The sequence below is a fragment of the Streptomyces sp. NPDC056231 genome (assembly GCF_048270745.1).
GTDB lineage: Bacteria > Actinomycetota > Actinomycetes > Streptomycetales > Streptomycetaceae > Streptomyces.
In genome coordinates, this window is record NZ_JBLVKW010000003.1 from 23,814 (window position 1) to 49,524 (window position 25,711).

Annotated in this window: 19 protein-coding genes, 2 tRNA genes and 1 riboswitch; of the genes, 9 read left to right on the forward strand and 12 right to left on the reverse strand. The window is 71.7% G+C overall.

Going from position 1 to position 25,711, the window contains the following annotated elements; translation table 11 throughout:
• Nucleotides 1-258: 258 nt before the first annotated feature.
• The 4 genes from ACNPQM_RS03775 to ACNPQM_RS03790 all read right to left on the reverse strand — a co-directional run bounded on the left by ACNPQM_RS03775 (nucleotide 259) and on the right by ACNPQM_RS03790 (nucleotide 3,331).
• Nucleotides 259-1,413, reverse strand: a complete 1,155-nt coding sequence (locus tag ACNPQM_RS03775; RefSeq protein ID WP_418082849.1) for a PP2C family protein-serine/threonine phosphatase — start codon at nucleotides 1,411-1,413, stop codon at nucleotides 259-261.
• A 228-nt stretch (nucleotides 1,414-1,641) separates the two neighbouring features.
• Nucleotides 1,642-1,715 (reverse strand) — tRNA-Met (locus ACNPQM_RS03780).
• A gap of 99 nt (nucleotides 1,716-1,814) precedes the next feature.
• A complete protein-coding gene (locus tag ACNPQM_RS03785; protein WP_418082850.1) occupies nucleotides 1,815-3,011 on the reverse strand; it encodes an SPFH domain-containing protein in 1,197 nt (398 codons plus the stop codon).
• Between the two features lie 98 nt (nucleotides 3,012-3,109).
• Entirely contained in the window at nucleotides 3,110-3,331 is a 222-nt protein-coding gene (locus ACNPQM_RS03790) for a hypothetical protein (protein WP_358858281.1), read from the reverse strand.
• Between the two features lie 195 nt (nucleotides 3,332-3,526).
• Here ACNPQM_RS03790 and ACNPQM_RS03795 point away from each other — a divergent pair, with 195 nt between their 5' ends.
• Entirely contained in the window at nucleotides 3,527-3,943 is a 417-nt protein-coding gene (locus ACNPQM_RS03795) for an SHOCT domain-containing protein (protein WP_418082851.1), read from the forward strand.
• A 34-nt stretch (nucleotides 3,944-3,977) separates the two neighbouring features.
• Here the strand turns inward: ACNPQM_RS03795 and ACNPQM_RS03800 are convergent, their stop codons facing one another.
• Nucleotides 3,978-5,102 (reverse strand): sulfite oxidase, encoded by a 1,125-nt coding sequence (locus tag ACNPQM_RS03800; RefSeq protein ID WP_418082852.1) that lies wholly within the window; start codon nucleotides 5,100-5,102, stop codon nucleotides 3,978-3,980.
• 321 nt (nucleotides 5,103-5,423) lie between these two features.
• Here ACNPQM_RS03800 and ACNPQM_RS03805 point away from each other — a divergent pair, with 321 nt between their 5' ends.
• The 4 genes from ACNPQM_RS03805 to cobM all read left to right on the forward strand — a co-directional run bounded on the left by ACNPQM_RS03805 (nucleotide 5,424) and on the right by cobM (nucleotide 9,563).
• Nucleotides 5,424-6,806 carry an FAD-binding oxidoreductase gene (locus ACNPQM_RS03805; protein ID WP_418082853.1) on the forward strand — a complete coding sequence of 461 codons (1,383 nt, stop codon included), beginning with the start codon at nucleotides 5,424-5,426 and terminating at the stop codon, nucleotides 6,804-6,806.
• Between the two features lie 83 nt (nucleotides 6,807-6,889).
• A complete protein-coding gene (locus ACNPQM_RS03810; RefSeq protein WP_358858277.1) occupies nucleotides 6,890-7,297 on the forward strand; it encodes an SSI family serine proteinase inhibitor in 408 nt (135 codons plus the stop codon).
• Between the two features lie 233 nt (nucleotides 7,298-7,530).
• Nucleotides 7,531-8,817, forward strand: a complete 1,287-nt coding sequence (cbiE, locus tag ACNPQM_RS03815) for a precorrin-6y C5,15-methyltransferase (decarboxylating) subunit CbiE (protein ID WP_418082854.1) — start codon at nucleotides 7,531-7,533, stop codon at nucleotides 8,815-8,817.
• Complete coding sequence (gene cobM, locus ACNPQM_RS03820) at nucleotides 8,814-9,563, forward strand: precorrin-4 C(11)-methyltransferase (RefSeq protein WP_418082855.1); 750 nt, start codon at nucleotides 8,814-8,816, stop codon at nucleotides 9,561-9,563. Before cbiE ends, cobM begins: the two co-directional genes overlap by 4 nt.
• An 18-nt stretch (nucleotides 9,564-9,581) precedes the next feature.
• Here cobM and ACNPQM_RS03825 read toward each other — a convergent pair whose 3' ends face one another.
• Complete coding sequence (locus ACNPQM_RS03825; RefSeq protein WP_418082856.1) at nucleotides 9,582-10,697, reverse strand: cobalt-precorrin-5B (C(1))-methyltransferase; 1,116 nt, start codon at nucleotides 10,695-10,697, stop codon at nucleotides 9,582-9,584.
• Nucleotides 10,698-10,712: 15 nt separating this feature from the next.
• Here ACNPQM_RS03825 and ACNPQM_RS03830 point away from each other — a divergent pair, with 15 nt between their 5' ends.
• Nucleotides 10,713-11,459: a cobalt-precorrin-6A reductase gene (locus ACNPQM_RS03830; protein WP_418082857.1), complete on the forward strand. Its 747-nt coding sequence runs from the start codon at nucleotides 10,713-10,715 to the stop codon at nucleotides 11,457-11,459.
• Between the two features lie 10 nt (nucleotides 11,460-11,469).
• On the opposite strand, the gene ACNPQM_RS03835 is transcribed toward ACNPQM_RS03830, so the two are convergent.
• Genes ACNPQM_RS03835 through cobG form a run of 3 tightly spaced genes read right to left on the reverse strand, consistent with a single transcriptional unit; the run spans nucleotide 11,470 to nucleotide 14,962 of the window.
• Nucleotides 11,470-12,984, reverse strand: coding sequence for a precorrin-2 C(20)-methyltransferase (locus tag ACNPQM_RS03835; RefSeq protein ID WP_418082858.1), 1,515 nt, complete (start codon nucleotides 12,982-12,984; stop codon nucleotides 11,470-11,472).
• A gap of 2 nt (nucleotides 12,985-12,986) precedes the next feature.
• Nucleotides 12,987-13,613, reverse strand: coding sequence for a precorrin-8X methylmutase (locus ACNPQM_RS03840; RefSeq protein ID WP_358858271.1), 627 nt, complete (start codon nucleotides 13,611-13,613; stop codon nucleotides 12,987-12,989).
• A 56-nt stretch (nucleotides 13,614-13,669) separates the two neighbouring features.
• On the reverse strand, nucleotides 13,670-14,962 hold the full coding sequence (cobG, locus tag ACNPQM_RS03845; RefSeq protein ID WP_418083011.1) for a precorrin-3B synthase: 1,293 nt from the start codon (nucleotides 14,960-14,962) through the stop codon (nucleotides 13,670-13,672).
• A gap of 229 nt (nucleotides 14,963-15,191) precedes the next feature.
• Nucleotides 15,192-15,328: riboswitch (cobalamin riboswitch) on the forward strand.
• 71 nt (nucleotides 15,329-15,399) lie between these two features.
• Between cobG and cobN the strand changes: the two genes are divergently transcribed.
• The 3 genes from cobN to ACNPQM_RS03860 all read left to right on the forward strand — a co-directional run bounded on the left by cobN (nucleotide 15,400) and on the right by ACNPQM_RS03860 (nucleotide 21,370).
• On the forward strand, nucleotides 15,400-18,999 hold the full coding sequence (gene cobN, locus ACNPQM_RS03850; RefSeq protein ID WP_358858270.1) for a cobaltochelatase subunit CobN: 3,600 nt from the start codon (nucleotides 15,400-15,402) through the stop codon (nucleotides 18,997-18,999).
• Nucleotides 19,000-19,361: 362 nt separating this feature from the next.
• A complete protein-coding gene (locus ACNPQM_RS03855) occupies nucleotides 19,362-20,993 on the forward strand; it encodes an adenosine deaminase family protein (protein WP_418082859.1) in 1,632 nt (543 codons plus the stop codon).
• Between the two features lie 173 nt (nucleotides 20,994-21,166).
• Nucleotides 21,167-21,370, forward strand: coding sequence for a hypothetical protein (locus tag ACNPQM_RS03860; RefSeq protein WP_358858268.1), 204 nt, complete (start codon nucleotides 21,167-21,169; stop codon nucleotides 21,368-21,370).
• Between the two features lie 157 nt (nucleotides 21,371-21,527).
• Here ACNPQM_RS03860 and ACNPQM_RS03865 read toward each other — a convergent pair.
• The 3 genes from ACNPQM_RS03865 to ACNPQM_RS03875 all read right to left on the reverse strand — a co-directional run bounded on the left by ACNPQM_RS03865 (nucleotide 21,528) and on the right by ACNPQM_RS03875 (nucleotide 25,517).
• Nucleotides 21,528-21,600 (reverse strand) — tRNA-Lys (locus ACNPQM_RS03865).
• Between the two features lie 90 nt (nucleotides 21,601-21,690).
• Nucleotides 21,691-23,208 carry an amino acid permease gene (locus ACNPQM_RS03870; protein ID WP_358858243.1) on the reverse strand — a complete coding sequence of 506 codons (1,518 nt, stop codon included), beginning with the start codon at nucleotides 23,206-23,208 and terminating at the stop codon, nucleotides 21,691-21,693.
• A gap of 206 nt (nucleotides 23,209-23,414) precedes the next feature.
• Nucleotides 23,415-25,517: a DEAD/DEAH box helicase gene (locus tag ACNPQM_RS03875; RefSeq protein ID WP_418082860.1), complete on the reverse strand. Its 2,103-nt coding sequence runs from the start codon at nucleotides 25,515-25,517 to the stop codon at nucleotides 23,415-23,417.
• Nucleotides 25,518-25,711: the final 194 nt, after the last annotated feature.

The window sequence follows — 25,711 nt, forward strand, 5'->3', positions numbered from 1 at the left end:
TCTGACGTTGCGTCAAACGTTATGCAGAGCGACACTCTTCGATTACGCACGGTGGCCTAAGGGGAGCCCACAAAGTGGGAGTCCGATCAGCTCGCGGCGTCTGGTGCGTGCGATCGCAAGGTGGAGGGTCGCCCCGATACCGGTCGTATCGGGGCGAGCCCGACAACGCAGCGAGCGTGCGTGCCAGGCGTCGCGAGCCGGGCGCCCATTTTGTGAGCTCCTCCAAGGGCTGTCCCGTCCGCTCACCACAGCCGCGTCTCATTCCCGCCCGCGCCTCACGATCTTCACGGTCCTGCGCCGCGCCGGCTGCCCCTCCGCGGGCCGTACGACCGCGACCAGCGCCATGTCGTCGGTGGACTTGCCGCCCGTGTGCTGCCGTACGTCATCGGTCAGCGCGGACAGCAGCTCCTCGGGCCCGGGGAAGATCCGCCCACGCAGCCGGACCGCCGGGTCGTAGAACACCCCATGCTTGTCGCGCGCCTCGGAGAGACCGTCGGTGTAGAAGAGCAGCGTCGCCCCGGCGGCCAGACCCCAGGCGTCGGCCAGGTCCGGCCACACTCCCAGCCCCATGCCGAGCGGCAGCGCGGGCACGCTCGGCACCAGCAGCTCCACCCTTCCGTCGGGGTGGAGCAGCAGCGGCTCGGGGTGGCCACGGTTGACGATCCGCACCTCGGCACCACCGTGCGGGATCTCGGCGAGTACGGCGGTGACGAACCCCTCCACCGGATCGATCCCGCCGCGTCGCTCCCCCTCCCGTGCCAGCGCCCGCTCCAGCCGCTGCGCCACGTCCTCCAGCGAAGCCTCGTGCTCGGCGACCTCCCGGAACGCACCGATGATCACCGCCACCGCCTCGACCGCGTCGAGCCCCTTGCCCCGCACGTCTCCGACCACCAGCCGCACGCCGTGCGGGGTGTCCACCACGGCGAACAGGTCGCCGCCGACGAACTCGTCCGCCTGCGCCGCCTCGTACCGCGCGGCGACCTGCAGCCCGCCGATCCAGTCGTTCGGCTCCGGCAGCACGGCCCGCATGGCGGTCTCCGCGATGACCCGCGCCGAAGCCAGCTGTTCATTGCCTCGCGCCACGACTCTGTTGATGAAGAGGGCGAGGACCGAGGCGGTGAGCACGGTGACGACCTCGAGGGACGGCACGACCTGCAGCACCGTGCCGCTCTCGATCCGCAGGACGAGGATCGAGAGCAGCGAGGCGGCGCCGATACGGACGGTGCTCGCCCGTGAGAAGAACGGTGCGGCGGCCAGCGGGGCCGCCACGAACAGCGGCACGGCGGTGAACGGCGGCGGGGTGAGGATGTCGAACACGAGCCCGGCGACGATCAGCAGCGTCGGCAGCGCGCGGACGATCCGCCGGGAAGGGCTGTCGCCCCCGCCCCGCACTCCGCGCGGCCTCTCCGCCATCCCCACCTGTGCTCTCCTGCCCGGTACGCGCAGCGGCTCCTGCGGTCTCCTGCCAGATACGCCCCACGGCCTCCTGCCCGGTACATGCCTGGCTGCAGGCGGCGCCGCACCTCACTGACCAGGCTTGCCGGAGCGGCGTTGCGCGGCGACTCCGCATCGGCCGAAGGGGGGACGGAAAACACAAATCAGGCCCGGCACGCTCTGTGCGTGCCGGGCCTGATTTTTCAGTAGCGGGGACAGGATTTGAACCTGCGACCTCTGGGTTATGAGCCCAGCGAGCTACCGAGCTGCTCCACCCCGCGTCGGTGAACACAACTCTACGCCATCCGGGACGGGCGGTTGACCATCCACCGATCCGCCTGCGCTTGTCCGCTCCCACCACTGCCCCGAGGCGCCGAATCTCAGTTCGAGTCGGTGATGTGCGGGGCCTGCTTCGCGTGGACCACCGGCTTCACCGTGTTCGCACCGCGCTGGAGTGCGTGGAGGATCGCCAGCCCCTGGCTGACCACGCCCGCCGCCATCTCGTTGACACCGTTGGTGCCGTTGAGCACGGTGAGGTCGGCCCCCGACATCCCGCGGGCGGCCGCGTCGGCCAGGGCGGGCAGGTTCTCCACGATCCGGTTGGCCGCGATCAGCTCCTGATTGCCGTCCCGGAGCGAGGCGGCACGCGCGGTGTTGGCGTCGGCCTGCGCCTGGGCGACCGTCCTTTCGGCGTACGCATTGCCGTCGGCCTGGAACTTCGCCTGGTCCCGGGCGGCCTCGGCGAGTGTGCGCTGCCGGTACGCCTCGGCGTCCGCCGGACGCCTGACCTCCGCCTCCAGCCGTTGCGCGGCCAGCGCCGCCTGCCGCTCGGCCAGTGTGGTCTGCTCCTCGATGACCTCGTGCGAGGCCCTGGCCTGGGCGAGCGGTCCGGCCTGGGCGGCGCGGGCATTGTACTGCTCGGTCTCGGCGAGGAAGCCGGCCCGCTTGATCGCGGTGTCCCGTTCGTACTCGGCCTTGAGCGCCGCGGCCTGCTGCTCCCGCTCGGACGCCTCCTGGTCGGCCCTCGCCTCGGCGATCCGGGCCTGGCTGGCTACGGCGGCCGCGTGCGGGGCGGCGAGGTTGTTGATGTAGCCGGTGGAGTCGTCGATCTCCTGGATCTGGAGGGCGTCCACGACGATGCCGAGCTTCTCCATCTCGCCGTGGCTGCCCGCGATGACCTCCTGGGAGACCCGGTTCCGCTCCCGGATGATCTGCTCGACGGTCAGCCCGCCGACGATGGAGCGCAGGTGTCCGGCGAAGATCCGGCCGGCGAGCTCCTCCATCTGGTCCTGTTCGGACAGGAAGCGGCGAGCGGCGTTCGCGATGGAGACGGCGTCGTCACCGACCTTGAAGACGGCGACGGCGCGGACGTTGAGACGGATGCCCTGCTGGGTGACGCAGTCCTCGGTGATCTCCGCCTCGCGCAGCGCCAGGGAGAGCATGCGCACCTTCTGCTTCACCGGTACGACGAAGCTGCCGTGACCGGTGACGATCCGGAACTGGGTGTCGTGCGTCTGCCGTTTCGATCCGGAGATGAGCATCGCCTCGTTGGGGGCGGGAACGTGCCAGAACAACATGAGCGGACTCCTGCCGTACACCTTTTCTCGACGTGATGTCCCGGTGCGGCGCCGCTCGCCACCGTCCCCGGCGTCGGTCCCCGGCGTCGGTTCGCGGTTCAGGACGGCAGGCGTTCGACGATCACGCCGCGTGCCGAGACCGAGTCGACGACAACAACGCGTACGTCCCTGTCGATCGACGTCGCCGACCATGCGGTGTAGGCCTCCGACCCACCCCGTACGGCCACCAGTACTTCGCCGGGGCCGTTCGGCGGGATCGGCACGGTGACGCGGCCGATCGCCCCGATCGGGCTCCAGGCGGACCCATCTGCGGCGCTCATACGCCACACGCCTCCCTCGGTCATTCCACGGTACTCCGCGCCGCCTCCGCGGAAACGGCCCCTGAGGAACGGTCCGTATGACAGCGAGCGGTGGGTGAAATCTGATGATATGACTGATATGCGCTTCAGCCGTTCAGGGCTGTGCCGCCGAGACGAACGGACGAGTCGAACGACGCGACGACCAGGGAGCGGAACGTGGACGACTACCCCATGCTCAACCTCTTCTGGACCATGCTCTGGTTCTTCCTCTGGATCATGTGGCTCTTCCTCCTCTTCAAGGTCATCACGGACATCTTCCGCAGCCACGACCTCGGCGGCTGGGGCAAGGCGGGCTGGCTGATCCTGGCCTTGGTCCTGCCGTACCTCGGCGTCCTGATCTACGTGATCGTGCGCGGCAAAGCCATGGGGAAGCGTGACATCGAGGAAGCCCGGCAGCGGGAAGCCGCCTTCAAGGCGTACGTACGGGAAGCCGCCGCCACCGGCGACACGACCGGCCCGGCGAAACCCGGCGGCAGCAGCGTCGAGGAACTGGCGAAACTCGCCGAGCTGAAGGACCGTGGCGCGATCACGGACGAGGAGTTCCAGCGGGCGAAGACAAAACTCCTGATCTGAGACCGACCGCCGCCATGGGCCGGCCGGTCCGAGCTCACCCCGGCCCGCAGTGGACGGCGATCCGCTGGACCAGGTTGTTGCCGAAGCCGCCGCGGTTCCACGGCTGGGTGAGGGGCTGGACCCGGCCCCCGGCATCGGTGGCACGGGCGCTGAGGACATAGGTGCCGGGCACCGCCTTCCACGGCGCCTGCCACCGTTGCCAGGCCCAGGTATGCCTGCCGTCCCCGTCCGGCGGGGCGAGTTCGGCGTCGTACCAGGAACGGCCGTCGTCCGTGCTCACCTCCACCCGGGTGACCGGCGGCTCCCCCGACCAGGCGCGCCCCCGGAGCAGTACCCGGCCGGGGCGTACGAAGCGGGTCCGGGACATGAAGTCCGGGAACCCGGGCGGGATCATCAACGCCCGGGGAGCGATCCGGGTGACGGGTTCACCCGAATCGTCGGGATCCTGCCGGTAGCGGTAGGCGGTCGTCTGCTGGAAGCCGGTGAACGGGGTCTCGGTGAGCCGGATCTCCCGAAGCCATTTCACCTGTGCCATGCCGTACCAGCCGGGCACCACCAGCCGCAGCGGATGGCCGTGCTGCGGCGGCAGCGGACCACCGTTCATCGCGTACGCCACCAGCACTTCCGGTGTGTCGCCGGTGGCCACGTCCACCGGCAGGCTCCGCCGGTAGTCCTGCTCGACGCCCCGCTCGATACCGTGGTCGGCCCCGCAGAACACCGCCTCGACGGCGTCCGGTTCCACCCCGGCCTCGGCGAGCAGCAGCCGCAGCGGCACCCCGGTCCACTCCGCCGTACCGACCGCCTCGACCAGCCACGGCTGGCTCACCGGCCGCGGTACGAGCCGGGCCCGGCCGTTGCCCGCGCACTCCATGGTGACGCGCAGTGTGACGGCCGGGAACGACCGCAACGCCGCCAGATCCAGCGCCAGCGGCGTCCGGACCCTGCCGTGCACGGTGAGCTGCGCGGAGCCGTCCGGGATCTCGGGGATGTCGTAGTGGACCAGTACGTAGTGCAGTCCGGGCGGGGTGATGTCGTAGCACAGCGCCTCCAGCGGCAGACCGTGGTTGCGGGCGGCGAGCGCGAGTTCCTCCGGGCTGATGGCCTCGCCGGGCTCGGCAAGGCGCCCTGGCTGGCTCACTGCGCCAAGGGGGCGGTCCATGGATTCATGGTGCGCCCGTCCGAGCGGCCCGCCCACTGCTCCCCACCTGCCGGACACCGCATCCCGCTCTTTGCGCAGCGCCTGCCGATTGCACGGCCCTCCGACCGGGGGGAGCGTGGAAGACAGCGGTCCGCACCCGCGCCCCGGGGAGGCCGAAGGCTGTCCCGTGATCCCTGACGGGCGCACGACGACAGCCGCAGCACCTCGCCGGAACGTCCGAATACATCCAGTACGCGAACGCCGCTCCGCCGTGCGATGCACCGCATCCGACGCCGCGCGCCGCTGCGCCAGGGATCACGGGACAACCCTGAGGAGACGGCCATGGACTCCACCACGCTCCAAGCGATGAGGGCCGCGTTGCGCGGTCCGGTCATCGGCCCGCAGGACCCGGAGTACCGCGAGGCCCGCACCATCTACAACGCCATGATCGACCGGCGCCCGGCCGCCGTGGTGCGGTGCGCGGACGCGGCGGACGTCATGGCCGCGGTGGACTTCGTCCGCGGCGAAGGCCTCGAACTCGCCGTGCGGGGCGGCGGACACAGCGGAGCCGGACTGTGCCTGGTGGACGACGGCGTCACTCTCGACCTGTCACCGATGCGCTGGGCGCACATCGATCCCGCCGCCCGGACCGCCCGGGTCGGCGGCGGCACCCTGCTCGGCGATCTGGACCACGCCGCCCACGCGTTCGGCCTGGCCACGCCCTCCGGAATCCTGTCGACAACGGGAGTCGTCGGCCTCACCCTCGGCGGCGGCCACGGCTATCTCACCCGCAGGTACGGCCTGACCGTGGACAACCTCCTCGCGGCGGACGTCGTCCTGGCCGACGGCAGCCACGTCACGGCGAACGAGACCGAGAACGCCGACCTCTTCTGGGCGCTGCGCGGCGGCGGCGGGAACTTCGGCATCGTCACCTCGTTCGACCTCCGGCTGCACCCGGTGGACACCGTGGGGGTTGCGATCACCGTGTGGCCGGTCGACCGGATCCGCGAAGTCCTGGAGTGGTACCGGGACTTCCTGCCGCAGGCCCCCGAGGACCTGAACGGCTTCTTCGCGGCGCTCACCGTGCCGTCCGGTCCGCTGTTCCCGGAGGAGATCCACGGCCAGAAGATGTGCGGCGTCGTCTGGTGCTGCACCGGCGCCCCCGAGCTGCTCGAAGCCGCCCTGAAGGCCGTGGGCGAACCGGGCCCGATTTCCTTCCACTTCACCTCTCCGATGCCCTATCCGGCGCTCCAGACCTTGTTCGACGCACTGCTCCCGAGTGGACTGCAGTGGTACTGGCGGGGCAACTTCTTCGACCGGATCACGGACGATGCCGTCGCCGTCCACGCCAAGTACGCCGAGAACCTCCCCACGGACCTGTCGACGACGCACCTGTACCCGGTCGACGGCGCCGCCCACCGGACCGGCCCGGACGACACGGCCTGGGCGTACCGGGACGCCGTCTGGTCCGGCGTCATCGCGGGCATCGACCCCGACCCGGACAACGCCGGGACGATCCGGCAGTGGTGCGTGGACTACTGGGAGGAGCTGCATCCGCAGTCGATGGGCGGGACGTACGTGAACTTCATGGGCGCGGACGAGTCCCAGGACCGGGTACGGGCCACCTACGGCGACCACTACGACCGGCTCGCGGCCGTCAAACAGGCCTACGACCCCGACAATTTCTTCCACACCAACCAGAACATCAAGCCGGCCGGCCGGTGATGAGGTCACGCGTACAGCAGTGAGGTCACGTACCCGGGGCACGCCGCTCGTGTCCTCGTGACCGGCTCTTCGTTACCCAGGCCGTGATCATCTCTTCCGCCGCCCGGTGTCTGGCCGCGGCCTCGCTGGCCGCCGCCGCCCTGGCCACACCCCTGCTCCTGGCTCCCGCCGCGCACGCCGACGCCCGGGAGAGCAGCCTCTTCCTGACCGTCTCAGGCAGCGAGAACACCTGGATCCGCGGCATCGTCCTCCAGTGTCCGCTCACCTCCCCGAGTCACCACCCGAAGGCGGCGGAGGCCTGCGCCGCCCTGAACGAGGCCGGGGGCGACCTCGACGAGCTGCCCGGCAACCCGCACCCGTGCCTGCTGATCCACGACCCCGTCACGGTCACCGCGCAGGGGATGTACAACGGCGCCACGGTGGACTGGCGGCGCACCTACCCGAACGCCTGCGTCATGGAGACGAGCGCGGGGCCCGTCTTCGACTTCTGACCCGGCGCCGGCCCCGAACACACCCTGCCCGGCGTGGACCGGGCAGGGTGTTCCGCGGTCAGCGGGCCGCCGCGGCCATCCGCTCCGCGACGCGAACCGCCGGTTCCGAGGGCCGCTCCGAGGCGTTCCGACGTACGTATGGCGATGCTCACCCGCCCGGAACGATCTCAGCGGTCAGCGCGAACAGTAGAGTTTCGGCTGCGTCAAATCCCCCGAACACCGAGGTACCGGCCGTGATCCCCGCAGAGCCCGCCATACCCCTGCCCCCTGCGCCCACCGTCGTCGGGATCGGTGCCGACGGGTGGGAGGGACTGCCCGGGACGTCACGCACGGCACTGCTCCGCGCCGAGGTGCTGATCGGCGGTGCACGGCAGTTGGAGCTGCTGCCGCCGCAGTGCGCGGGACAGCGGGTGCCCTGGCCCTCGCCGCTGAGGCCCGCCGTACCCGGGCTGCTGGCCGCGCACCAGGGGCTCCGCGTCGCCGTACTCGCCAGTGGCGACCCCATGTTCTACGGCATCGGGCGCGCCCTCTGCGAGGAGTTGGGCGCCGGGAACCTCCGCGTCCTGCCGCATCCGTCCTCCGTCTCCTACGCCTGTGCCCGGCTCGGCTGGCCGCAGGAGGACACCGAGGTCGTCACGCTGGTGGGCAGGCCCGCCGCCCGCCTGGCCGCCGCCCTGCACGAGGGCCGGCGCCTGCTGGTGCTGAGCGCGGGCGCCAAAACCCCCGCCGACGTGGCAGCGCTGCTGCGCGAACGCGGCTTCGGGCCCAGCCCGATGCGAGTGCTGGAACAGCTCGGCGGCGAGGCCGAGGACTGCGTCACGGGTACGGCCGACGGGTGGGCGCATCCGGCGGGCGATCCGCTCAACGTCATCGCGGTCGAGTGCCGTCGTGCCCCGGACGCGCTGCGGCTCGGCGCCGTACCCGGGCTGCCGGACGACGCGTACGAGCACGACGGCCAGCTCACCAAGCGGCATGTCCGCGCCGCCACGCTCGGGGCACTGGCCCCGGCGCCCGGCGAGCTGCTGTGGGACATCGGCGGCGGGTCCGGGTCGATCGCCGTCGAGTGGATGCGCACCCACCCGTCCTGCCGTGCCGTCACGGTCGAACGCGACCCGGTGCGGGCCGGACGCATCACCCGTAACGCGGACCGGCTCGGCGTCCCCGCGCTGCGCGTGGTCACCGGCCGGGCACCGGAAGCACTGGCCGGACTGCCGGTGCCGGACGCCGTGTTCATCGGCGGCGGGCTGACCGTGCCGGGGCTGCTCGACGCCTGCTGGGACGCGGTGCCCCCCGGCGGACGGCTGGTCGCCAACACCGTCACGCTGGAGTCCGAGGCGCTGCTCGCCGAGCGGTACCGGCGCCACGGCGGCGAGCTGGTGCGGCTCGCGGTGGCGCACGCCGTACCGGTCGGCGGCTTCACCGGCTGGCGCCAGGCCATGCCGGTCACCCAGTGGTCCGTGCGCAAGCCCGGCACCCCCCCGATACCGTCCGCACCGTCCTTGTCAGGAGAGAACAGATGACCGTGTACTTCATCGGCGCCGGCCCCGGCGCCGCCGACCTGATCACGGTCCGCGGCGCCCGGACGCTCGCCGCCTGCCAGGTCTGTCTGTACGCAGGCAGCCTGGTCCCCCGCGAACTCCTCGCCGAATGCCCGCCGGACGCCCGCCTCGTCGACACCGCGCAGCTCAACCTCGACGAGATCACCGACGAGTTGGTGCGCGCCCACGGGAACGGGCAGGACGTGGCCCGGCTGCACTCCGGTGACCCGTCCGTCTTCAGCGCGGTCGCCGAGCAGATGCGGCGGCTCGACGCGGCAGGTGTGCCGTACGAAGTGGTGCCCGGTGTACCGGCGTTCGCGGCCGCTGCCGCGGCCCTCAAGCGGGAGCTGACCGTGCCGACCGTCGGCCAGACCGTCATCCTCACCAGGATCGCCCAGCGCGCCACCGCCATGCCGGACGGCGAGGACCTGGCCACGCTCGGCCGCAGCGGTGCGCTGATCGTGCTGCATCTGGCCGCCCGGTACGTCGACCGGGTCGTCGAGGAGCTGCTGCCGCACTACGGGGCCGACTGCCCGGCCGCCGTGGTGGCCATGGCGTCCCGCCCGGACGAGCTGATCCTGCGCGGTTCGCTGAGTGACATCGCCGGGCAGGTGAAGGCTGCGGGGGTGATCCGTACCGCCGTCATCATGGTCGGTCGCACGCTGGGCGCCGAGCAGTTCCGCGACAGCCACCTGTACTCGGCCGAGCGCGACCGGCACGTCTGCTGACGGGCGGCGCCGCCCGCGTCAGCGCACGTCGCTGCGGCCGACGACCGTGCCCGCCCGGTCGATGCAGATGACGTCCACGGCCACCGGCGCCCCGCGCAGCACCGACAGGGCCTGGTCCCGGGCGGCCACCGCGACCAGGTCGCCCAGCGGGACCCCGGCCGCCGCGCACAGCTGAAGGGCGGCCAGACCTGTGTTGGCGTCCGCCACCCCGGCGGTCAGCGACGCGTCCGCGCCGCCCTGCCGGGCGAGTTCGGCGAGGAATCCCTTGTCGACCTGGGAGCGGGCGGAGTGCAGATCCAGATGGCCCGCCGCGAGCTTCGACAGCTTCGCGAAGCCGCCGCAGACCGTCAGCCGGTCCACCGGATGCCTGCGTACGTACTTGAGCACCGCCCCCGCGAAGTCGCCCATGTCGAGCAGGGCGATCTCCGGCAGACCGTACTCGGCGACGACGGTCTTCTCCGAGGTCGACCCCGTGCACCCTGCCACATGCGTGTGCCCCGCGGCGCGGGCCACGTCCACGCCGCGGCGGATCGAGTCGATCCACGCCGAGCAGGAGTAGGGGACGACGATCCCGGTCGTACCGAGGATCGACAGGCCGCCCAGGATTCCGAGGCGCGGATTCCAGGTGGAACGGGCGATCTCCTCGCCGTGATCGACGGACACGGTGATCTCGACGTCACCCGTGTCCCCGTGGTCCGCCGCCACGCGCGCGATGTGGTCGCGCATCATCTGCCGCGGCACCGGGTTGATCGCGGGCTCGCCGACGTCGAGCGGCAGACCGGGGCGGGTCACGGTGCCCACGCCCGGACCGGCCCGGAACACCACACCCGATCCCGGCGGCAGCCGGCGCACCGTGGCCCGTACCAGCGCGCCGTGCGTCACGTCCGGGTCGTCCCCCGCGTCCTTGACCACGCCGGCCGTCGCCCGGTCCCCGGCGAGTTCCTCCATCGCCAGCACGAACGCCGGGCTCTGGCCCTTGGGCAGCACGATGGTCACCGGGTCGGGGAAGTCGCCGGTCAGCAGGGCGGTGTACGCGGCGGTCGTGGCCGCGGTCGCACAGGCACCGGTCGTCCAGCCCGGCCGCAGACCGGTGTGTTTGAGTTGGGCGCCGCGCCCGCCCTTCGCCTCACTCATGTCTGGACCGATCCCATGCACGTACTCGTCCTCGGTGGCACCACGGAGGCACGCCGTCTCGCCGAGCACCTGGCCGGGGCGCTCCCGGCCGGGGCCCGGGTCACCAGTTCGCTGGCCGGCCGGGTGGCCAGTCCGAAGCTGCCGCCCGGCGAGGTGCGGGTGGGCGGGTTCGGGGGAGCCGAGGGGCTCGCCGCGTGGCTGCGGACGCACCGGGTCGACGCGCTCATCGATGCCACCCATCCTTTCGCCGGAACGATCAGCTTCCATGCGGCGTCGGCCGCCGCCGACGCCCATGTTCCCCTGCTCGCTCTGCGCCGCCCCGGCTGGGTGCCCACGGACGGCGACCGCTGGCACCCGGTCGGCTCCCTGGCCGAGGCGGCGAAGGCGCTGCCCGGGCTCGGGCAGCGGGTCTTCCTGACCACGGGCCGGATGGGGCTCGCCGTCTTCGCCGGTCTCGACTCGCAGTGGTTCCTGATGCGGTCGGTGGACGCCCCCGACGGACCGCACCCGGCGCGGATGGAGGTCCTGCTGGACCGGGGGCCGTTCACCCTCGACGGCGAGCGCGAACTGATCCGCCGTCACCGCATCGACGTCCTCGTCACCAAGGACAGCGGGGGTGACGCCACCGCCCCGAAACTGACCGCGGCCCGGGAGGCCGGTGTTCCGGTGGTGGTGGTCCGCCGGCCGCCGGTCCCGGACGGCGTCCCCGTGGCCCCCACATCGGAACTCGCCGTGGACTGGCTGTCCGGCCTGCTCGGCTGACGGGAGGCTGTCAGGCCTCCGGGTAACGCCGTGGCGTCCACACGATCTGCTGACCGTCCCCCCGCCGCACCGACCGCGTCTGGGAGGAACCGACCAGCAGGATCGTCCGCATGTCGACCTCGGCCGGTTCCAGCTCCGCCAGGGTGACGATGCGTACGCTCTCCGAGGGGCCGCCCACATCCCGGCCCACCACCACCGGCGTATCCGGCGAACGGTGCTCCAGCAGCAGGTCACGGGCCTTGCCGACCTGCTCGGTGCGGGTGCGTGAACCCGGGTTGTACAGCGCCAGCACCAGGTCCGCCGCCGCGGCCGCGCGCAGCCGGGTGGCGATCACCTCCCACGGCTTGAGCCGGTCGGAGAGCGAGACCGTGGCGTAGTCGTGGCCGAGCGGCGCGCCCGCGCGGGCGGCTGCGGCGTTGGCCGCGGTCACCCCGGGCAGCACCCGCACCGGCACCTTGGCGTACGCGTCCTGCGAGGCGACCTCCAGGACGGCGGTCGCCATGGCGAAGATCCCCGGGTCGCCGCCCGAGACCACGGCCACGCGGCGTCCGCGCCGGGCCAGGTCGAGGGCGAACTCGGCACGCTCCGACTCCACCTTGTTGTCGGAGCCGTGGCGGGCCTGCCCCGGGCGGACCGGGACGCGGTCCAGGTACGTGGTGTAGCCGACGAGGTCGTCGGCGGCGGCCAGCGCCCCGCGAGACTCCGGGGTCAGCCACAGCGGCCCGGCGGGACCGGTCCCGACGACCACGACCTCACCCACGTGCTCCGCGTCCTCGGCCGCCTCCGGCCGGGGCGCGTCGATCCGGCTGGGCAGCACCGCGACAGCGAAGTACGGAACGGAGTCCGGGTCGGTGTCGGCGAGCTCGCCGGTACGCTCCCCGGCCATCGTGGCGCGCTCCACGTAGTGCGCCTCGTCCAGCCGCCCGGAGGCCTCGAAGGCGCGCCGCACGGCGGGGAACGTGCGCCCCAGCTTCATCACCACGGCGGCGTCGGTGGCGGCCAGGCGGGCCGTCAGCTCCTCCTCCGGCAGCGTGCCGGGGAGGATCGTCAGCACCTCCTCGCCCTCGGCCAGCGGGGTGCCGAGCCGGGCGGCGGCGGCGCTGACCGACGTGACCCCGGGGATCACCTCGGTGGGATACCGGTCGGCGAGCCGCTTGTGCATGTGCATGTACGAGCCGTAGAACATCGGGTCGCCCTCGGCGAGCACCGCCACCGTCCGCCCGGCGTCCAGGTGCACGGCCAGCCGGGCCGCGGCCTCGCCGTAGAACTCCTCCATCGCACCCCGGTAGCCGCCCGGGTGGTCGGTGGTCTCCGTCGTGACCGGATAGACCAGCTTCTCCTCGATGTGGTCCGCGCGGATGTGCTCGGCGGCGATGGAGCGCGCGATGGACCGTCCGTGACGGGCGCTGTGATAGGCGATGACATCGGCCTCGGCGATGATCTGCACGGCGCGTACGGTCATCAGTGCCGGATCGCCGGGACCGAGCCCCACCCCGTACAGCCGGCCCGTGTTCTGCTCGCTCACTCTTACTCTTCCTCGCTGGCGATCGCGTTGAGCGCGGCCGCGGCTATGGCACTGCCGCCGCGACGGCCCCGTACGACCAGGTGTTCCAGACCGGACGGATGGTCGGCCAGGGCGTCCTTGGACTCGGCGGCCCCGACGAAGCCGACGGGCACACCGATGACGGCGGCCGGGCGCGGAGCACCTTCCTCGATCATCTCAAGCAGCCGGAACAGGGCGGTCGGTGCGTTGCCCACGGCCACCACCGCCCCCTCCATGCGGTCCCGCCACAGCTCCATCGCCGCGGCGCTGCGGGTCGTGCCCAGCTTCCTGGCGAGATCGGGGACCGTGGGGTCCGACAGGGTGCAGATGACCTCGTTGCCGGCGGGCAGCCGCTTGCGGGTGACCCCGCTGGCGACCATGGCCACGTCGCACAGGATCGGCGCACCGGAGCGCAGCGCCGCGCGGGCACCGGCCACGACCCCCGGGGTGAAGTCGATGTCGCGTACGAGGTCGACCATGCCGCAGGCGTGGATCATGCGGACCGCGACCTGGCTGATGTCGGCGGGCAGCCCCGCGAGATCCGCCTCGGCGCGGATGGTGGCGAAGGACTGGCGGTAGATCGCCGGTCCGTCCTTCTCGTACTGGAACACGGTGGTTTCGCTCTCTCCGGTCGGTGGTCGGGCTGCAGCGCCCTCGGGTCGGTGGTTCAGATACGGGCGCGGCGGGCGGCGTTCACCGCGGCGGCCAGGTCGGACGGGCTGCCGTGGACCGTCACGGGGGCGCCCCGTTCGCCGCCGCGGACCTGGGCCACCTGGTGCCCGCCCGGAACGGCGACGACGTCTGCCCAGGCGCCCTTGGGGTGACCGCAGCGGCGTTCGCAGCCGGACCAGTGAACGGGGAGCTGCCCGGCCAGGGGCTCTCCGGCGGCCCGTACGAAGGCCTCCGCGTCGCCCCGCACATCTGCCAGCGACTTCGCACAGCCGGGCCGGCCGATGCACGCACCGACCCCCGTCCACGCGGAGCCGGGTCCGGTGATCAGTCCGGCCGCATCCCACTCGCGCAGCCGAGCCGCCGCTTCGCCGGGCGTCACGCCCGTCACGACGACGCTCCGCCACGGGGTCAGCCGCAGCTCGCGGCCCACGCGGGACAGGCTCGTCCACTGCGCAGCGGTGAGCCGCCCGAGCGGCACTCCCACACAGGCCGCGGTGCCGACGACGCCGTACGCGGGCTCCTGCGCCGCCGTCGCCTGCGGTACGCGCTCCGCGGCACCGGCCACCCCCAGCGCCACCCGCACCGGCTCCAGCAACTCTTCTGCCGCGAAAGGCAGTTCGCTCACCCGCCAGGCGCCCGTCTCCCGCGCCGCCGCCAGAAACGCCTCGGCGGCGACGAGCGCCGCGCGCGGCGCATCGCCCCCGGGGACCCTCAGCACTGCCTCCGCGGCCCCGATCCGCAGGAGCGCGCTCCCGTCGCTCTGCCCCAGCAACGTCACATCCGCACCCAGGGCATCGACGTCACCACGGCCGTCGTCCAGCGCGAAGAGAAAGCGGCCGGACAGCCCGGCCGCTTTGTCACTTCCGCACAACAGCGCGTCCAGCGTGGTCAGCCACGGCCGGACGTCCCGGTGGCCCCGGCCGTCGAGCCCGGAGAGCGGGGAGGCCACGACGTTGCGTATCCGCTCATGGCTCCGGGACGGCAGCAGCCCTGCCCCGCCCAGGAGTTCGGCGAGCCGTCCGCCGCACTCCGGGCCGAGGCCGCGCAACTGGACATTGCCCCGAGAAGTGAGATGCAGCTCACCGTCGCCCAACTCCCGCGCGGCAGCGTGGAGCGCGTCCGCCTGTCGGGCAGTCAGCACGCCACCGGGGACCCGGACCCGCGCCAGCGCGCCGTCGTCCGCCCGGTGGAGCCGCAGCGAACCCGGGCAGGCATCGCCGCGGTCACGGGAGACGGGCTCCCCCGGGGCCGATGGCGGGGTGTCGGAAGTGGACATGGCGGCGAGCATACCGACCATCATTCTGAGCTGTATGAATCCCATCCGATGTACGGCCCTTACTATGCCTAGCAGCGGGCCATCCGGCCCGACATCGCCTGAGAGCCTGTCGGGTGACCTTCGATCGGATAGCGGACGCGGCCTGGTGCGTGCGGTTCCAAGGCGGCGGGATGTCCTCGTAGCGGAGCTACCAGGACATTTCGGCAACGCGGGAAGCGTGCGTGCCAGGGCGTGGCCGCCCGATCAGAGGTCACCCGACAGGCTCTGAGACGGCGATAGGGGAGGAAGCCCGGTGCGAGTCCGGCGCGGTCCCGCCACTGTGAGTCCGGTCTGGACGGCCGGGCGAGTCAGGAACTCCCTTCCCCAAGCTCTCGGCGCCGCTCGAGCAGGGGAGACCTCATTCCGACACCGCCCGGGGCGTGGACACCCCGAGGAAGGCCCGACGCCGCATGATCCTGCTCCTGTCGACGTCCGACACCGACCTGCTCAGCGCCCGCGCCGCGGACGGTCCGGTGACCTACCGCTACGCCAACCCCTCGCGCCTGCCGCTCGACGACCTCCCCGCTCTCCTCGACGGCACCGACCTCGTCGTCGTACGCCTCCTCGGCGGTGTCCGCGCCTGGCAGGAAGGGCTCGACCAGGTCCTCGCCACCGGCAGGCCGGTCGTCGTCCTCACCGGCGAACAGGCCCCCGACGCCCAGCTGATGGCCGCCTCCACCGTCCCGATCGGGATCGCCGCCGAGGCCCACGCCTACCTGGCGCACGGCGGCCCGGCCAACCTGGACCAGCTGGCCCGGTTCCTGTCCGACACCGTGCTGCTGACCGGCCACGGCTTCGAGCCCCCGGCGCCCGCACCGTCCTGGGGACCCCTGGAGCGCACCGCGCGCACCTGTGACGGCCCGACCGTCGCGGTGCTCTACTACCGCGCCCACCACATGAGCGGGAACACCGCGTTCGTCGACACGCTCTGCCGGTCGATCGAGGACGCGGGCGCTCGCGCCCTCCCCCTGTACGTCGCCTCGCTGCGTACCCCGGAACCCGCACTCATCGACGAACTGCGCGCCGCCGACGCCATCGTCACCACCGTCCTCGCCGCGGGCGGCACCCGGCCCGCCGAGGCATCGGCGGGCGGCGACGACGAGTCCTGGGACGCGGGTGCGCTCACCGGACTCGACGTACCGATCCTGCAGGCGCTCTGCCTGACCAGCTCGCGCAGCGACTGGGAGGACAACGACGAGGGTGTCTCCCCGCTCGACGCGGCCAGCCAGATCGCGGTCCCCGAGTTCGACGGCCGGCTGATCACCGTCCCGTTCTCCTTCAAGGAGATCGACGAGGACGGACTGCCCGCGTACGTCGCCGACACCGAACGCGCCGCACGCGTCGCCGGAATCGCCGTACGCCATGCACGGCTTCGCCACATCCCGGCCGGGGACAAGCGCCTGGCACTCGTCCTCTCCGCCTACCCGACCAAGCACTCCCGTATCGGCAACGCCGTCGGGCTCGACACCCCCGCCAGCGCCGTCGCCCTGCTGCGGCGACTGCGCGCCGAGGGCTACGACTTCGGGCCCGAGGACGAACTCCCCGGCCTGGTCTCCGGCGACGGCGACGAGCTGATCTACGCCCTGATCGAGGCCGGCGGCCACGACCAGGAGTGGCTGACCGAGGAGCAGCTGGCCCGCAACCCGGTCCGTATCCCGGCCGCCGACTACCGGCGCTGGTACGCCACGCTCCCGGACGGACTCCGCGACGCCGTCGAGCAGCACTGGGGTCCGCCGCCCGGCGAGATGTTCGTGGACCGCTCCCGCAATCCGGAGGGTGACATCGTGCTCGCCGCCCTGCGCCGCGGGAACCTCCTCATTCTCATCCAGCCGCCGCGCGGCTTCGGCGAGAACCCGATCGCGATCTACCACGACCCCGATCTGCCGCCCTCGCACCACTACTTGGCCGCGTACCGCTGGATCGCGGCGGCGCGGGACGACGGTGGTTTCGCGGCCGACGCGATGATCCACCTCGGCAAGCACGGCAACCTGGAGTGGCTGCCCGGCAAGAACGCGGGCCTGTCCGCGGACTGCGGCCCGGACGCGGCACTGGGCGATCTCCCGCTCGTCTACCCGTTCCTGGTGAACGACCCGGGCGAGGGCACGCAGGCCAAGCGCCGCGTCCACGCCACGCTGATCGACCACCTCGTGCCGCCGATGGCCCGTGCGGACAGCTACGGCGACATCGCGCGCCTGGAGCAACTCCTGGACGAGCACGCCCAGATCGCCGCGATGGACCCGGCGAAACTGCCCGCGATCCGCGCCCAGATCTGGACCCTGATCCAGGCCGCCAAGCTCGACCACGACCTCGGGCTCGACGACCGCCCGGACGACGAGGGTTTCGACGAGTTCATCATGCATCTGGACGGCTGGCTCTGTGAGATCAAGGACGCCCAGATCCGCGACGGCCTGCACGTCCTGGGCGGTGCCCCGGCCGGTGCGGACCGGGTCAACCTGGTCCTGGCGATCCTGCGCGCCCGCCAGATCTGGGGCGGTACGGCGTCGCTGCCCGGCCTGCGCGAGGCACTCGGGCTGGACGAGTCCGCTGCCACCCGCACCACCGCCGACGAGGCCGAGGAGCAGGCACGCGCCCTGGTCCAGGCGATGGAGGACGCGGACTGGGACCCGGCGGCGGTCGCGACCGTCACGGCATCGCATCCCCGACCGGTCGCGGACATCCTCGACTTCGCCGCCCGCGAGGTGGTCCCCCGGCTGTCCGCCACCACCGCCGAACTCGACCACACGGTCCACGCCCTGAACGGCGGCTTCGTCCCGGCGGGCCCCTCCGGATCCCCGCTGCGCGGCCTGGTCAACGTCCTGCCGACCGGCCGCAACTTCTACTCCGTCGACCCGAAGGCGGTCCCGTCCCGCCTCGCCTGGGAGACCGGCCAGGCCCTGGCCGACTCGCTCCTGGAGCGCTACCGCACCGACAACGGCGAGTGGCCCACCTCGGTCGGCCTCTCCCTCTGGGGCACCAGCGCGATGCGCACCTCCGGCGACGACGTCGCCGAGGCACTGGCGCTGCTCGGCATCCGCCCGGTCTGGGACGACGCCTCACGCCGCGTCACCGGCCTGGAACCGATCGACCTCGCCGAGCTGGGCCGTCCGCGCATCGATGTGACGCTGCGCATCTCCGGCTTCTTCCGGGACGCGTTCCCGCACACCATCGGCCTGCTCGACGACGCGGTACGTCTCGCCGCTTCCCTCGACGAACCGGCCGAGCAGAACCACATCCGGGCGCACGCCCAGGCCGACCTCGCCGAACACGGCGACGAACGCCGGGCCACCACCCGCATCTTCGGATCCCGCCCCGGCACCTACGGAGCGGGTCTCCTCCAGCTCATCGACAGCCGCGACTGGCGCACCGACGCCGACCTCGCCGAGGTCTACACCGTCTGGGGCGGTTACGCCTACGGCCGCGAACTCGACGGGCGCCCGGCCCGCGACGAGATGGAGACGGCGTACAAGCGCATCGCCGTGGCCGCCAAGAACACGGACACCCGCGAGCACGACATCGCGGACTCGGACGACTACTTTCAGTACCACGGCGGCATGGTGGCCACGGTCCGCGCCCTGCGCGGCACCGCCCCGGAGGCGTACATCGGCGACTCCACCCGCCCGGAGACGGTCCGCACCCGCACCCTCGTCGAGGAGACGTCCCGCGTCTTCCGCGCCCGCGTGGTCAACCCCAAGTGGATCGAGGCGATGCGCCGCCACGGCTACAAGGGCGCTTTCGAACTCGCCGCGACGGTCGACTACCTCTTCGGCTACGACGCGACGACGGGCGTGGTCGCCGACTGGATGTACGACAAGCTCACCGAGACGTACGTCCTGGACCCGACCAACCGCGAATTCCTGCAGCAGGCCAACCCCTGGGCCCTGCACGGCATCGCCGAACGGCTCCTGGAGGCCGAGTCCCGCGGCATGTGGGCCAAGCCGGACCCAGCGGTACTGGAGGCGCTGCGCCAGGCGTTCCTGGAGACGGAGGGGGACCTGGAGGGCGAGGACTGAGGGCCGACAGGCGTACGTGGGTGTGGCGCTCCGTTCCGCACGGGGCGCCACACCCGCCCGCGCCGTCCTCTCGCCGGATTCCCCGCGTCCGGTCCGGCCGCACCGCCGCCGGTCACGCGTGAGCCGCCCGGCCGGCCGTCCCTCCGGAGGGCGGTCGGACGGCCGCCCGTGAGGGAACAGGCCGTACCGGACCCGTGCCGGCCGAAAAGCAGGCGGCCGGCGAACAGGTGCGTGCGCCGGACGCCCGTGGACCGCCGGGAAGAATCGGCAGGACGTCTGGCGTGATCACTCGGCCGGGTGGTCCCTGACGGGTGACCGCCCGTCGCGCGTTCAGCGTCGGGGGAACTCGGGATCATGCGCAGGTGATCTCCGTGAACCGCCGCTCCGTGCGCCGCCCGCGTGGCCTGCTGGCCCCGATCGGTCTCGGCGCCCTCGCCGTCCTGTCCCTGCTGTCGGGCTCGCTGCCCGCCGCCGCGCAGCCGGTGGCCGCCACTCGGTCCCCCGCTGCCGCACCGCTGCCCTCGCCCACCCGCGGGGAGAGCCTGGCCTCCGCGCGGCTCGCCGCGATCCGGCACGATCCGGCCGCGCTGAAGGCCTTCTTCACGGCACTGCCGAAGGGAGGGGACCTGCACAACCACCTGTCCGGCGCCGTCTCGACCGAGTACCTGATCTCGCTCGCCGCGGAAGACGGTCTGTGCATCGAAGAGACGACGCTGACCGCGGTGGTGCCGCCGTGCGGTCCGGGCCGGCGACCGGCGTCCGACGCCCTGACCGATGCCGCTTTCCGCCGCGCGGTACTGGAGGCGTGGTCGATGCAGGACTTCCCGCCGGGGCAGTCCGGGCACGACCACTTCTTCGACACGTTCGGGAAGTTCGGCGAGGTGACCTGGCGCCACCGGGGCAAGCTGCTCGCCGAAGTGGCCGACACCGTCGCGAGGCAGAACCAGTTCTATCTGGAAACCATGGTGACCCCGGCGTCGGACGACGCCAAGAAACTGGCCGACGAGGTCGGCTGGGACCCCGACCTGGCAAAGCTGCACGGCAAACTGCTGGCCGACGGCAGGCTGGACAAGCTGGTCGCCGAGGCGAGCCGGGAGACTGACGAGTCCGACGCGGAGTTCCGCACGGCAGCACAGTGCGGAACTCCCCGCGCGGAGGCCGGCTGCCGGCTGCCGGTGCGGTGGATCTCCCAGGTGTCGCGTGGCAGTTCGCCCGTGCGGGTCTTCACGCAGATGGCCCTGGGACTGCGCCTCGCCGAACGGGACAAGCGGTTCGTCGCCGTGAATCTGGTGCAGCCGGAGGACTGGGACAGCTCCCTACAGAACTACAGCCTCCAGATGCGGATGCTCGACTACCTGCACCGCGTGTACCCCAAGGCGCACATCACCCTGCACGCGGGCGAGTTGGTGCCCGGCCTGGTCAAGCCCGAGGACCTGACCTTCCACATCAATGAGGCCGTGAACATCGCCCACGCCGAGCGCATCGGCCACGGTGTCGACCTGGTCCACGAGGACAACTGGCAGCAGCTCGCCCGCACCATGGCCGCCGGGCAGATCGCGGTCGAGGTCCCGTTCAGCAGCAACGCGCAGATCCTCGGGGTCAAGGGCGCCGACCACCCCTTCACCACCTACCGCTCCTACGGTGTGCCCGTCGTGCTGGCCACCGACGACCCCGGCGTCTCCCGGATCGACATCAGCCACGAGTACCAGTACGCCGCCACGACGTACCACCTCGGCTACCGCGATCTGAAGAACCTAGCGCGGGCCTCCCTGGAGTACGCCTTCCTGCCGGGCACCAGCCTCTGGCAGGGCAACCCGACCCGGGACGGCTACCGTCTCGCCGGCCCCTGCCGCCACGACATCCCCGGTACGCACAACCCCGGGCAGCAGTGCCGACGCCTTCTGGACGCCAGCGCCAAGGCGCGGGTCCAGTGGCGCCAGGAAGCCGCGTTCGCGGCCTTCGAACGGCGGGTCGCCACCACTACGGCAGGCTGACGGACACGACGCACCCCGTATCCAGCAAGGCCCCAGCGCGGGGTGGCTGTACGGGAACTGCGGCCGGCAGTCCGGGGTGACCGCTGCGCTGTCGGTGGTACAGCCTCGGGCGCCGACGGCACCGAGCATCACTTCACCCGGTGGGGAAGCGGCGCCCGGGGTACGTTCCCACCATGACCCGGCGCCCCGAAGCGAAGTCCACGGCCGTCACCGCGACGCGCAACGAGATCACGCGCACGGATTGCAGGCAATGCCGCACCGAAGTGCACGGCATCGACGGACGCTATGCGTGCGTACTGTGCGGCTGGGTGAACCACTGGTCCGAAGGGCACGGCGCGCTGCCGTCCGAGTCCGACGACCGGCACTGGGACCGGTAACACCGGCTGTTGAGCCCCGGCCGCACTCGCGGTCGGGGCTCTGTCATGTCGTGATCGTCCGCACTTCGGTGGAGCATCGATGGAGCAACTGCCCGAAAGGAACGCGAACAAGAGTCGGCCCCAGACCAGAAACCCTCTCTGACCTGGGGCTGAGCGGTAGGCCGTGTGGGACTCGAACCCACAACCAACGGATTAAAAGTCCGCTGCTCTGCCAATTGAGCTAACGGCCCTCGGCGCATCACCCCTGAGCATAGCCCGCCGAAGCCCGGCCGCCGATCGGGTATCGGCTGCCGGGCCTGTCGAGCCCTCTCCGGGGGTCGTCATTCGGCGGTGATGTCCGCACTCGTGCGCTTGTGATCCGGTTTGAGGAACCAGTGGCGGGCCGACACGACCCACCACGTCGCCGCGAAACCCAGGACGGTCAGGACGGCGATCGGGGCGTAGTTGAACGTCTCCCAGGTGACGGGGGACAGCTGCGGCAGCATGAAGAGGACCGTGATGACCCCCACCCACACCACCGCGACGATCCCGATGGGCCGGGACCAGCGGCCGAGGTGCCAGGGACCCGGGGTGAATTCGTCGCCGCGCAGGAGGCGGAGCAGGGTGGGGATGACGTACGCGATGTAGAGACCGATCACCGCGATCGAGGTCACTGCGGCGTACGCGGTGACGTTGATCAGGTACGGGAGGCCGAGGGCGAGCGCGCCGAGGGCGGCGAGCCAGACCGCGGCAACGGGGGTGCGGGTGCGGGGGCTGACCGTGTGCCAGACGTGGGAGAACGGGAGTGCGCCGTCCCGCGAGAACGCGTAGATCATGCGGCTGTTGGCGGTCACCGACGCCATCCCGCAGAACAGCTGCGCGCCGATCACGACCAGCAGCAGGAGCTTGCCTGCGGTGGCGCCGAGGGCGTCCAGGAGGATCTGGGCGGGCGGGGCACCGGTCGGTGAGTTCAGGGCTCCGTCGTACGACTGGATGGCGAAGGTGAAGCCGAGCAGGAGGACGAAGCCGGCGATCCAGGAGGTCCAGATCGACTGGACGATGCCGCGCGGGCCCGCCGTCGCCGCGTCGTGGGTCTCCTCCGTCATATGGGCGGAGGCGTCGTAGCCGGTGAAGGTGTACTGGGCCATCAGCAGGCCGATCATCACGACGTAGAAGCCGCTGCCCCAGCCGGTGTTGTTGACGAACTCGGTGAAGACGAACGACACCGACTGGTGCGAGTCCGGTGCGAAGGTGAGGGCGCCGACGATGACGGCGACCCCGAGGACGTGCCACCACACGCTCACGCTGTTCAGGATCGCGACGATGCGGACCCCGAACGTGTTCAGGAGCCCGTGCAGCAGCAGGATCGCGGCGAACAGCAGGATCGTCCGGCCGGGCGTCACCTCGAAGTCGAACTGGAGGTTCAGGTAGGCCCCCAGGAAGGACGCCGCGCCGAAGTCGATCCCTGCGGTCACCGCGACCTGGCCGAGGACGTTGAACCAGCCCGTGAACCAGGCCCAGGCCGCCGCCGAGCGCGGCGGGGCCAGCCGGTGCGCCCAGAAGTAGAGCCCCGCGGAGGTCGGGTACGCCGAACAGATCTCGGCCATCGCCAGGCCGACGAACAGCGTCATCAGGCCGACGCCGACCCAGCCCCAGGTGATGACGGCCGGGCCGCCGGTGTTCATGCCGAACAGATACAGCGTCAGGCAGCCGGAGAGCACCGAGATGATCGTGAACGAGACGGCGTAGTTGGCGAAGGCAGACATCCTGCGGGCCAGCGTCTGCGTGTATCCGAGCTGCGCGAGACGCTCCTCGTCGGAGACGCCCGGCGGCTTGCTTTCGAGCTCGTCTGTTGTCATGACCCCAGCGATGCCCTCGGCCCGATGCACGCATGCGGTCGTCGTGGTCACGAATGGGAAAACATGCCTCGCAACAGGACAGGAGGGGCACGGCCCGCAGGCCACGCCCCTCCCGAGGGAAGCGAAAAGAAAAGCGGGCCCACTCGTGAAGAGCGGGCCCGCTTTCCATGGACCTTCAGCGGACCTTCAGCAGGTCCTCACCGGATTCAGCCGTTGCGCTTCCAGCGCGGCTTGTCGTCGCGGCGCCCGAAGGAACCGGTGTTGGTGCCGGAGCCACGGTGGTCGTCGCGGCGGCCGGTCGGCCGGTCGCTGCCACCGGAGCGGAAGCCGCCCGAGGGACGGTCGTCACGACGGTCGCGGTTGAACGGACGGTCGCTGCCACCGGAGCGGAAGCCACCGGACGGGCGGTCGTCACGACGGTCGCGGTTGAACGACGGGCGGTCGTTGTCGCGGTTGAAGGACGGACGGTCGTTGTCGCGGCGGAAACCACCCGACGGACGGTCGTCACGACGCTGGAAACCACCACGGTCGCCACCGCGGTCGTCACGACGGTCACGGTTGAACGACGGACGGTCGTTGTCCCGGCGGAAACCACCCGACGGACGGTCGTCACGACGCTGGAAACCACCACGGTCGCCACCGCGGTACCCACCGCGGTCGCCGCCCCGGTCGTCCCGGCGGTCGAAGTTGCCGCGGCTGTCCCGGCGGTCGAAGTTGCCGCGGTCGTCACGACGGTCGTCGCGCGCCGTGGGCTGCTCCGGTACGGAGACGGCGGCCTCGATCGCGGCCTCCGCCTCGGCGGCGACCTCGGCGAGTGCTGCCTCGGGGTCGTCGCCCCGCTCGCGCGCGGCACGGGCGACCAGGCGGTCGGCCTCCTCGCGGAGCTCGCCGGCGCGGCGCTGGACGCGCTCCAGCTGCCTGGTCAGGTCGGCGACCTCGCGCTCCGCCTGCTTGGCGGCGTTGTTCGCGGAGTCGGCCTGGACCTCGGTCAGCGAACGGGCACCGGTGATCTCGGCGACCTCCGGGTCGAAGGCGCCCGCGCCGCCGACGATGTGGCGCGAGGCATCGACGCCCGCGTCCTCCATCAGGCGGAAGATCTGGCGACGCTGGTGCGGCAGCGCCAGGGAGACGACGACACCGGACTTGCCGGCACGGGCGGTACGGCCCGAGCGGTGCAGGTAGTCCTTGTGGTCACCGGCGGGGTCCACGTTCAGCACCAGGTCGATGCCGTCGACGTGGATACCGCGGGCGGCGACGTCGGTCGCGACGAGCGCGTTGACGTAACCGTCCTTGAAGTCGGCGAGCACGCGGGTACGGGCACCCTGCGTCATGCCGCCGTGCAGCGCGTCCGCCTTCACGCCCGCCTCGACGAGCTGCTCGGCGATGCGGTCGGCGCCCAGCTGGGTGCGGACGAAGATGATCGTGCGGCCCTTGCGGGCAGCGATGGCGGAGGTGACCGGCGCCTTGTCCTTCGGCTTCACGACGAGGACGTGGTGCGTCATGGTCGTGACGTTGCCCTGGGCGCTGTCGACCTCGTGGCTCACCGGGTTGCTCAGGTAGCGCTTGACCAGCGTGCCGATCTCGTTCTCCATGGTGGCGGAGAAGAGCATGCGCTGACCGCCGACCGGAACCTGGTCGAGCAGCTCGGTGACCTCGGGCAGGAAGCCCAGGTCGGACATCTGGTCGGCCTCGTCGAGGACGGCGACCTGGACGTTCTCCAGGGAGCAGGCGCCCCGGTTGATGATGTCGCGCAGTCGGCCCGGGGTGGCGACGAGGATGTCGACACCGCGCTCCAGCGCGTAGATCTGGTTGCCCATCGACGTACCGCCGCAGACGACCTTCATCTTGAGGCCGAGCACATCGCCGTAGGGCTGCAGCGCGTCCGCGACCTGCATCGCGAGCTCACGGGTCGGGGTGAGGATGACCGCGCGCGGCTTCTTCTTCTCGGTGTGACCGCCGGCCAGCGTGGCCAGGGTCGGCAGACCGAAGGAGAGCGTCTTGCCGGATCCGGTACGGCCGCGGCCCAGGATGTCCTTGCCGGCCAGCGCGTCCGGAATGGTCGCGGCCTGGATCGGGAAGGGCGCGGTCACACCGTTCTGCGCGAGCTTGCGGACGATGCCCTCGGGCAGGCCCAGGTCGGCGAAGGTGACGGTCGGCTCGGCGTCGGTGGTGGCCTCGGTGGAACCGGCGAAGTCGACGGTCTCGACCGGCTCGGACACCTCGGCGGCCTCGGCCACTACGGCCTCGGCTTCGGTGACAATCTCGTCGTTCTCGGGCACGACGGTGTTGTCAGAGCTGAAATTGGACATGCGAAATGCGAAACCTTCCGGAGTCTCGGCACGCGCCCATAACTCCGTGATTCGCAATTTCGACCGCCTCAATGCGGTCCAGCCACGGCAAGGGAGAGTACGCGCCACACGGCGCTCTTCTGTGTCGGCGCCGGGCAATGGGATCAAGCGATCTACCACCATACGCACTCTCACCCGCATCGCGCAAACCACAC

Excerpts from the sequence above, each read along its gene's own strand:
- ACNPQM_RS03775 (WP_418082849.1), bottom strand. The coding sequence starts at position 1,413 with ATGGCGGAGAGGCCGCGCGGAGTGCGGGGCGGGGGCGACAGCCCTTCC.
- ACNPQM_RS03785 (WP_418082850.1), bottom strand. The coding sequence starts at position 3,011 with ATGTTGTTCTGGCACGTTCCCGCCCCCAACGAGGCGATGCTCATCTCC.
- ACNPQM_RS03790 (WP_358858281.1), bottom strand. The coding sequence starts at position 3,331 with ATGAGCGCCGCAGATGGGTCCGCCTGGAGCCCGATCGGGGCGATCGGC.
- ACNPQM_RS03800 (WP_418082852.1), bottom strand. The coding sequence starts at position 5,102 with ATGGACCGCCCCCTTGGCGCAGTGAGCCAGCCAGGGCGCCTTGCCGAG.
- ACNPQM_RS03805 (WP_418082853.1), top strand. The coding sequence starts at position 5,424 with ATGGACTCCACCACGCTCCAAGCGATGAGGGCCGCGTTGCGCGGTCCG.
- cobM (WP_418082855.1), top strand. The coding sequence starts at position 8,814 with ATGACCGTGTACTTCATCGGCGCCGGCCCCGGCGCCGCCGACCTGATC.
- ACNPQM_RS03825 (WP_418082856.1), bottom strand. The coding sequence starts at position 10,697 with ATGAGTGAGGCGAAGGGCGGGCGCGGCGCCCAACTCAAACACACCGGT.
- ACNPQM_RS03830 (WP_418082857.1), top strand. The coding sequence starts at position 10,713 with ATGCACGTACTCGTCCTCGGTGGCACCACGGAGGCACGCCGTCTCGCC.
- cobG (WP_418083011.1), bottom strand. The coding sequence starts at position 14,962 with ATGCTCGCCGCCATGTCCACTTCCGACACCCCGCCATCGGCCCCGGGG.
- cobN (WP_358858270.1), top strand. The coding sequence starts at position 15,400 with ATGATCCTGCTCCTGTCGACGTCCGACACCGACCTGCTCAGCGCCCGC.
- ACNPQM_RS03860 (WP_358858268.1), top strand. The coding sequence starts at position 21,167 with ATGACCCGGCGCCCCGAAGCGAAGTCCACGGCCGTCACCGCGACGCGC.
- ACNPQM_RS03870 (WP_358858243.1), bottom strand. The coding sequence starts at position 23,208 with ATGACAACAGACGAGCTCGAAAGCAAGCCGCCGGGCGTCTCCGACGAG.
- ACNPQM_RS03875 (WP_418082860.1), bottom strand. The coding sequence starts at position 25,517 with ATGTCCAATTTCAGCTCTGACAACACCGTCGTGCCCGAGAACGACGAG.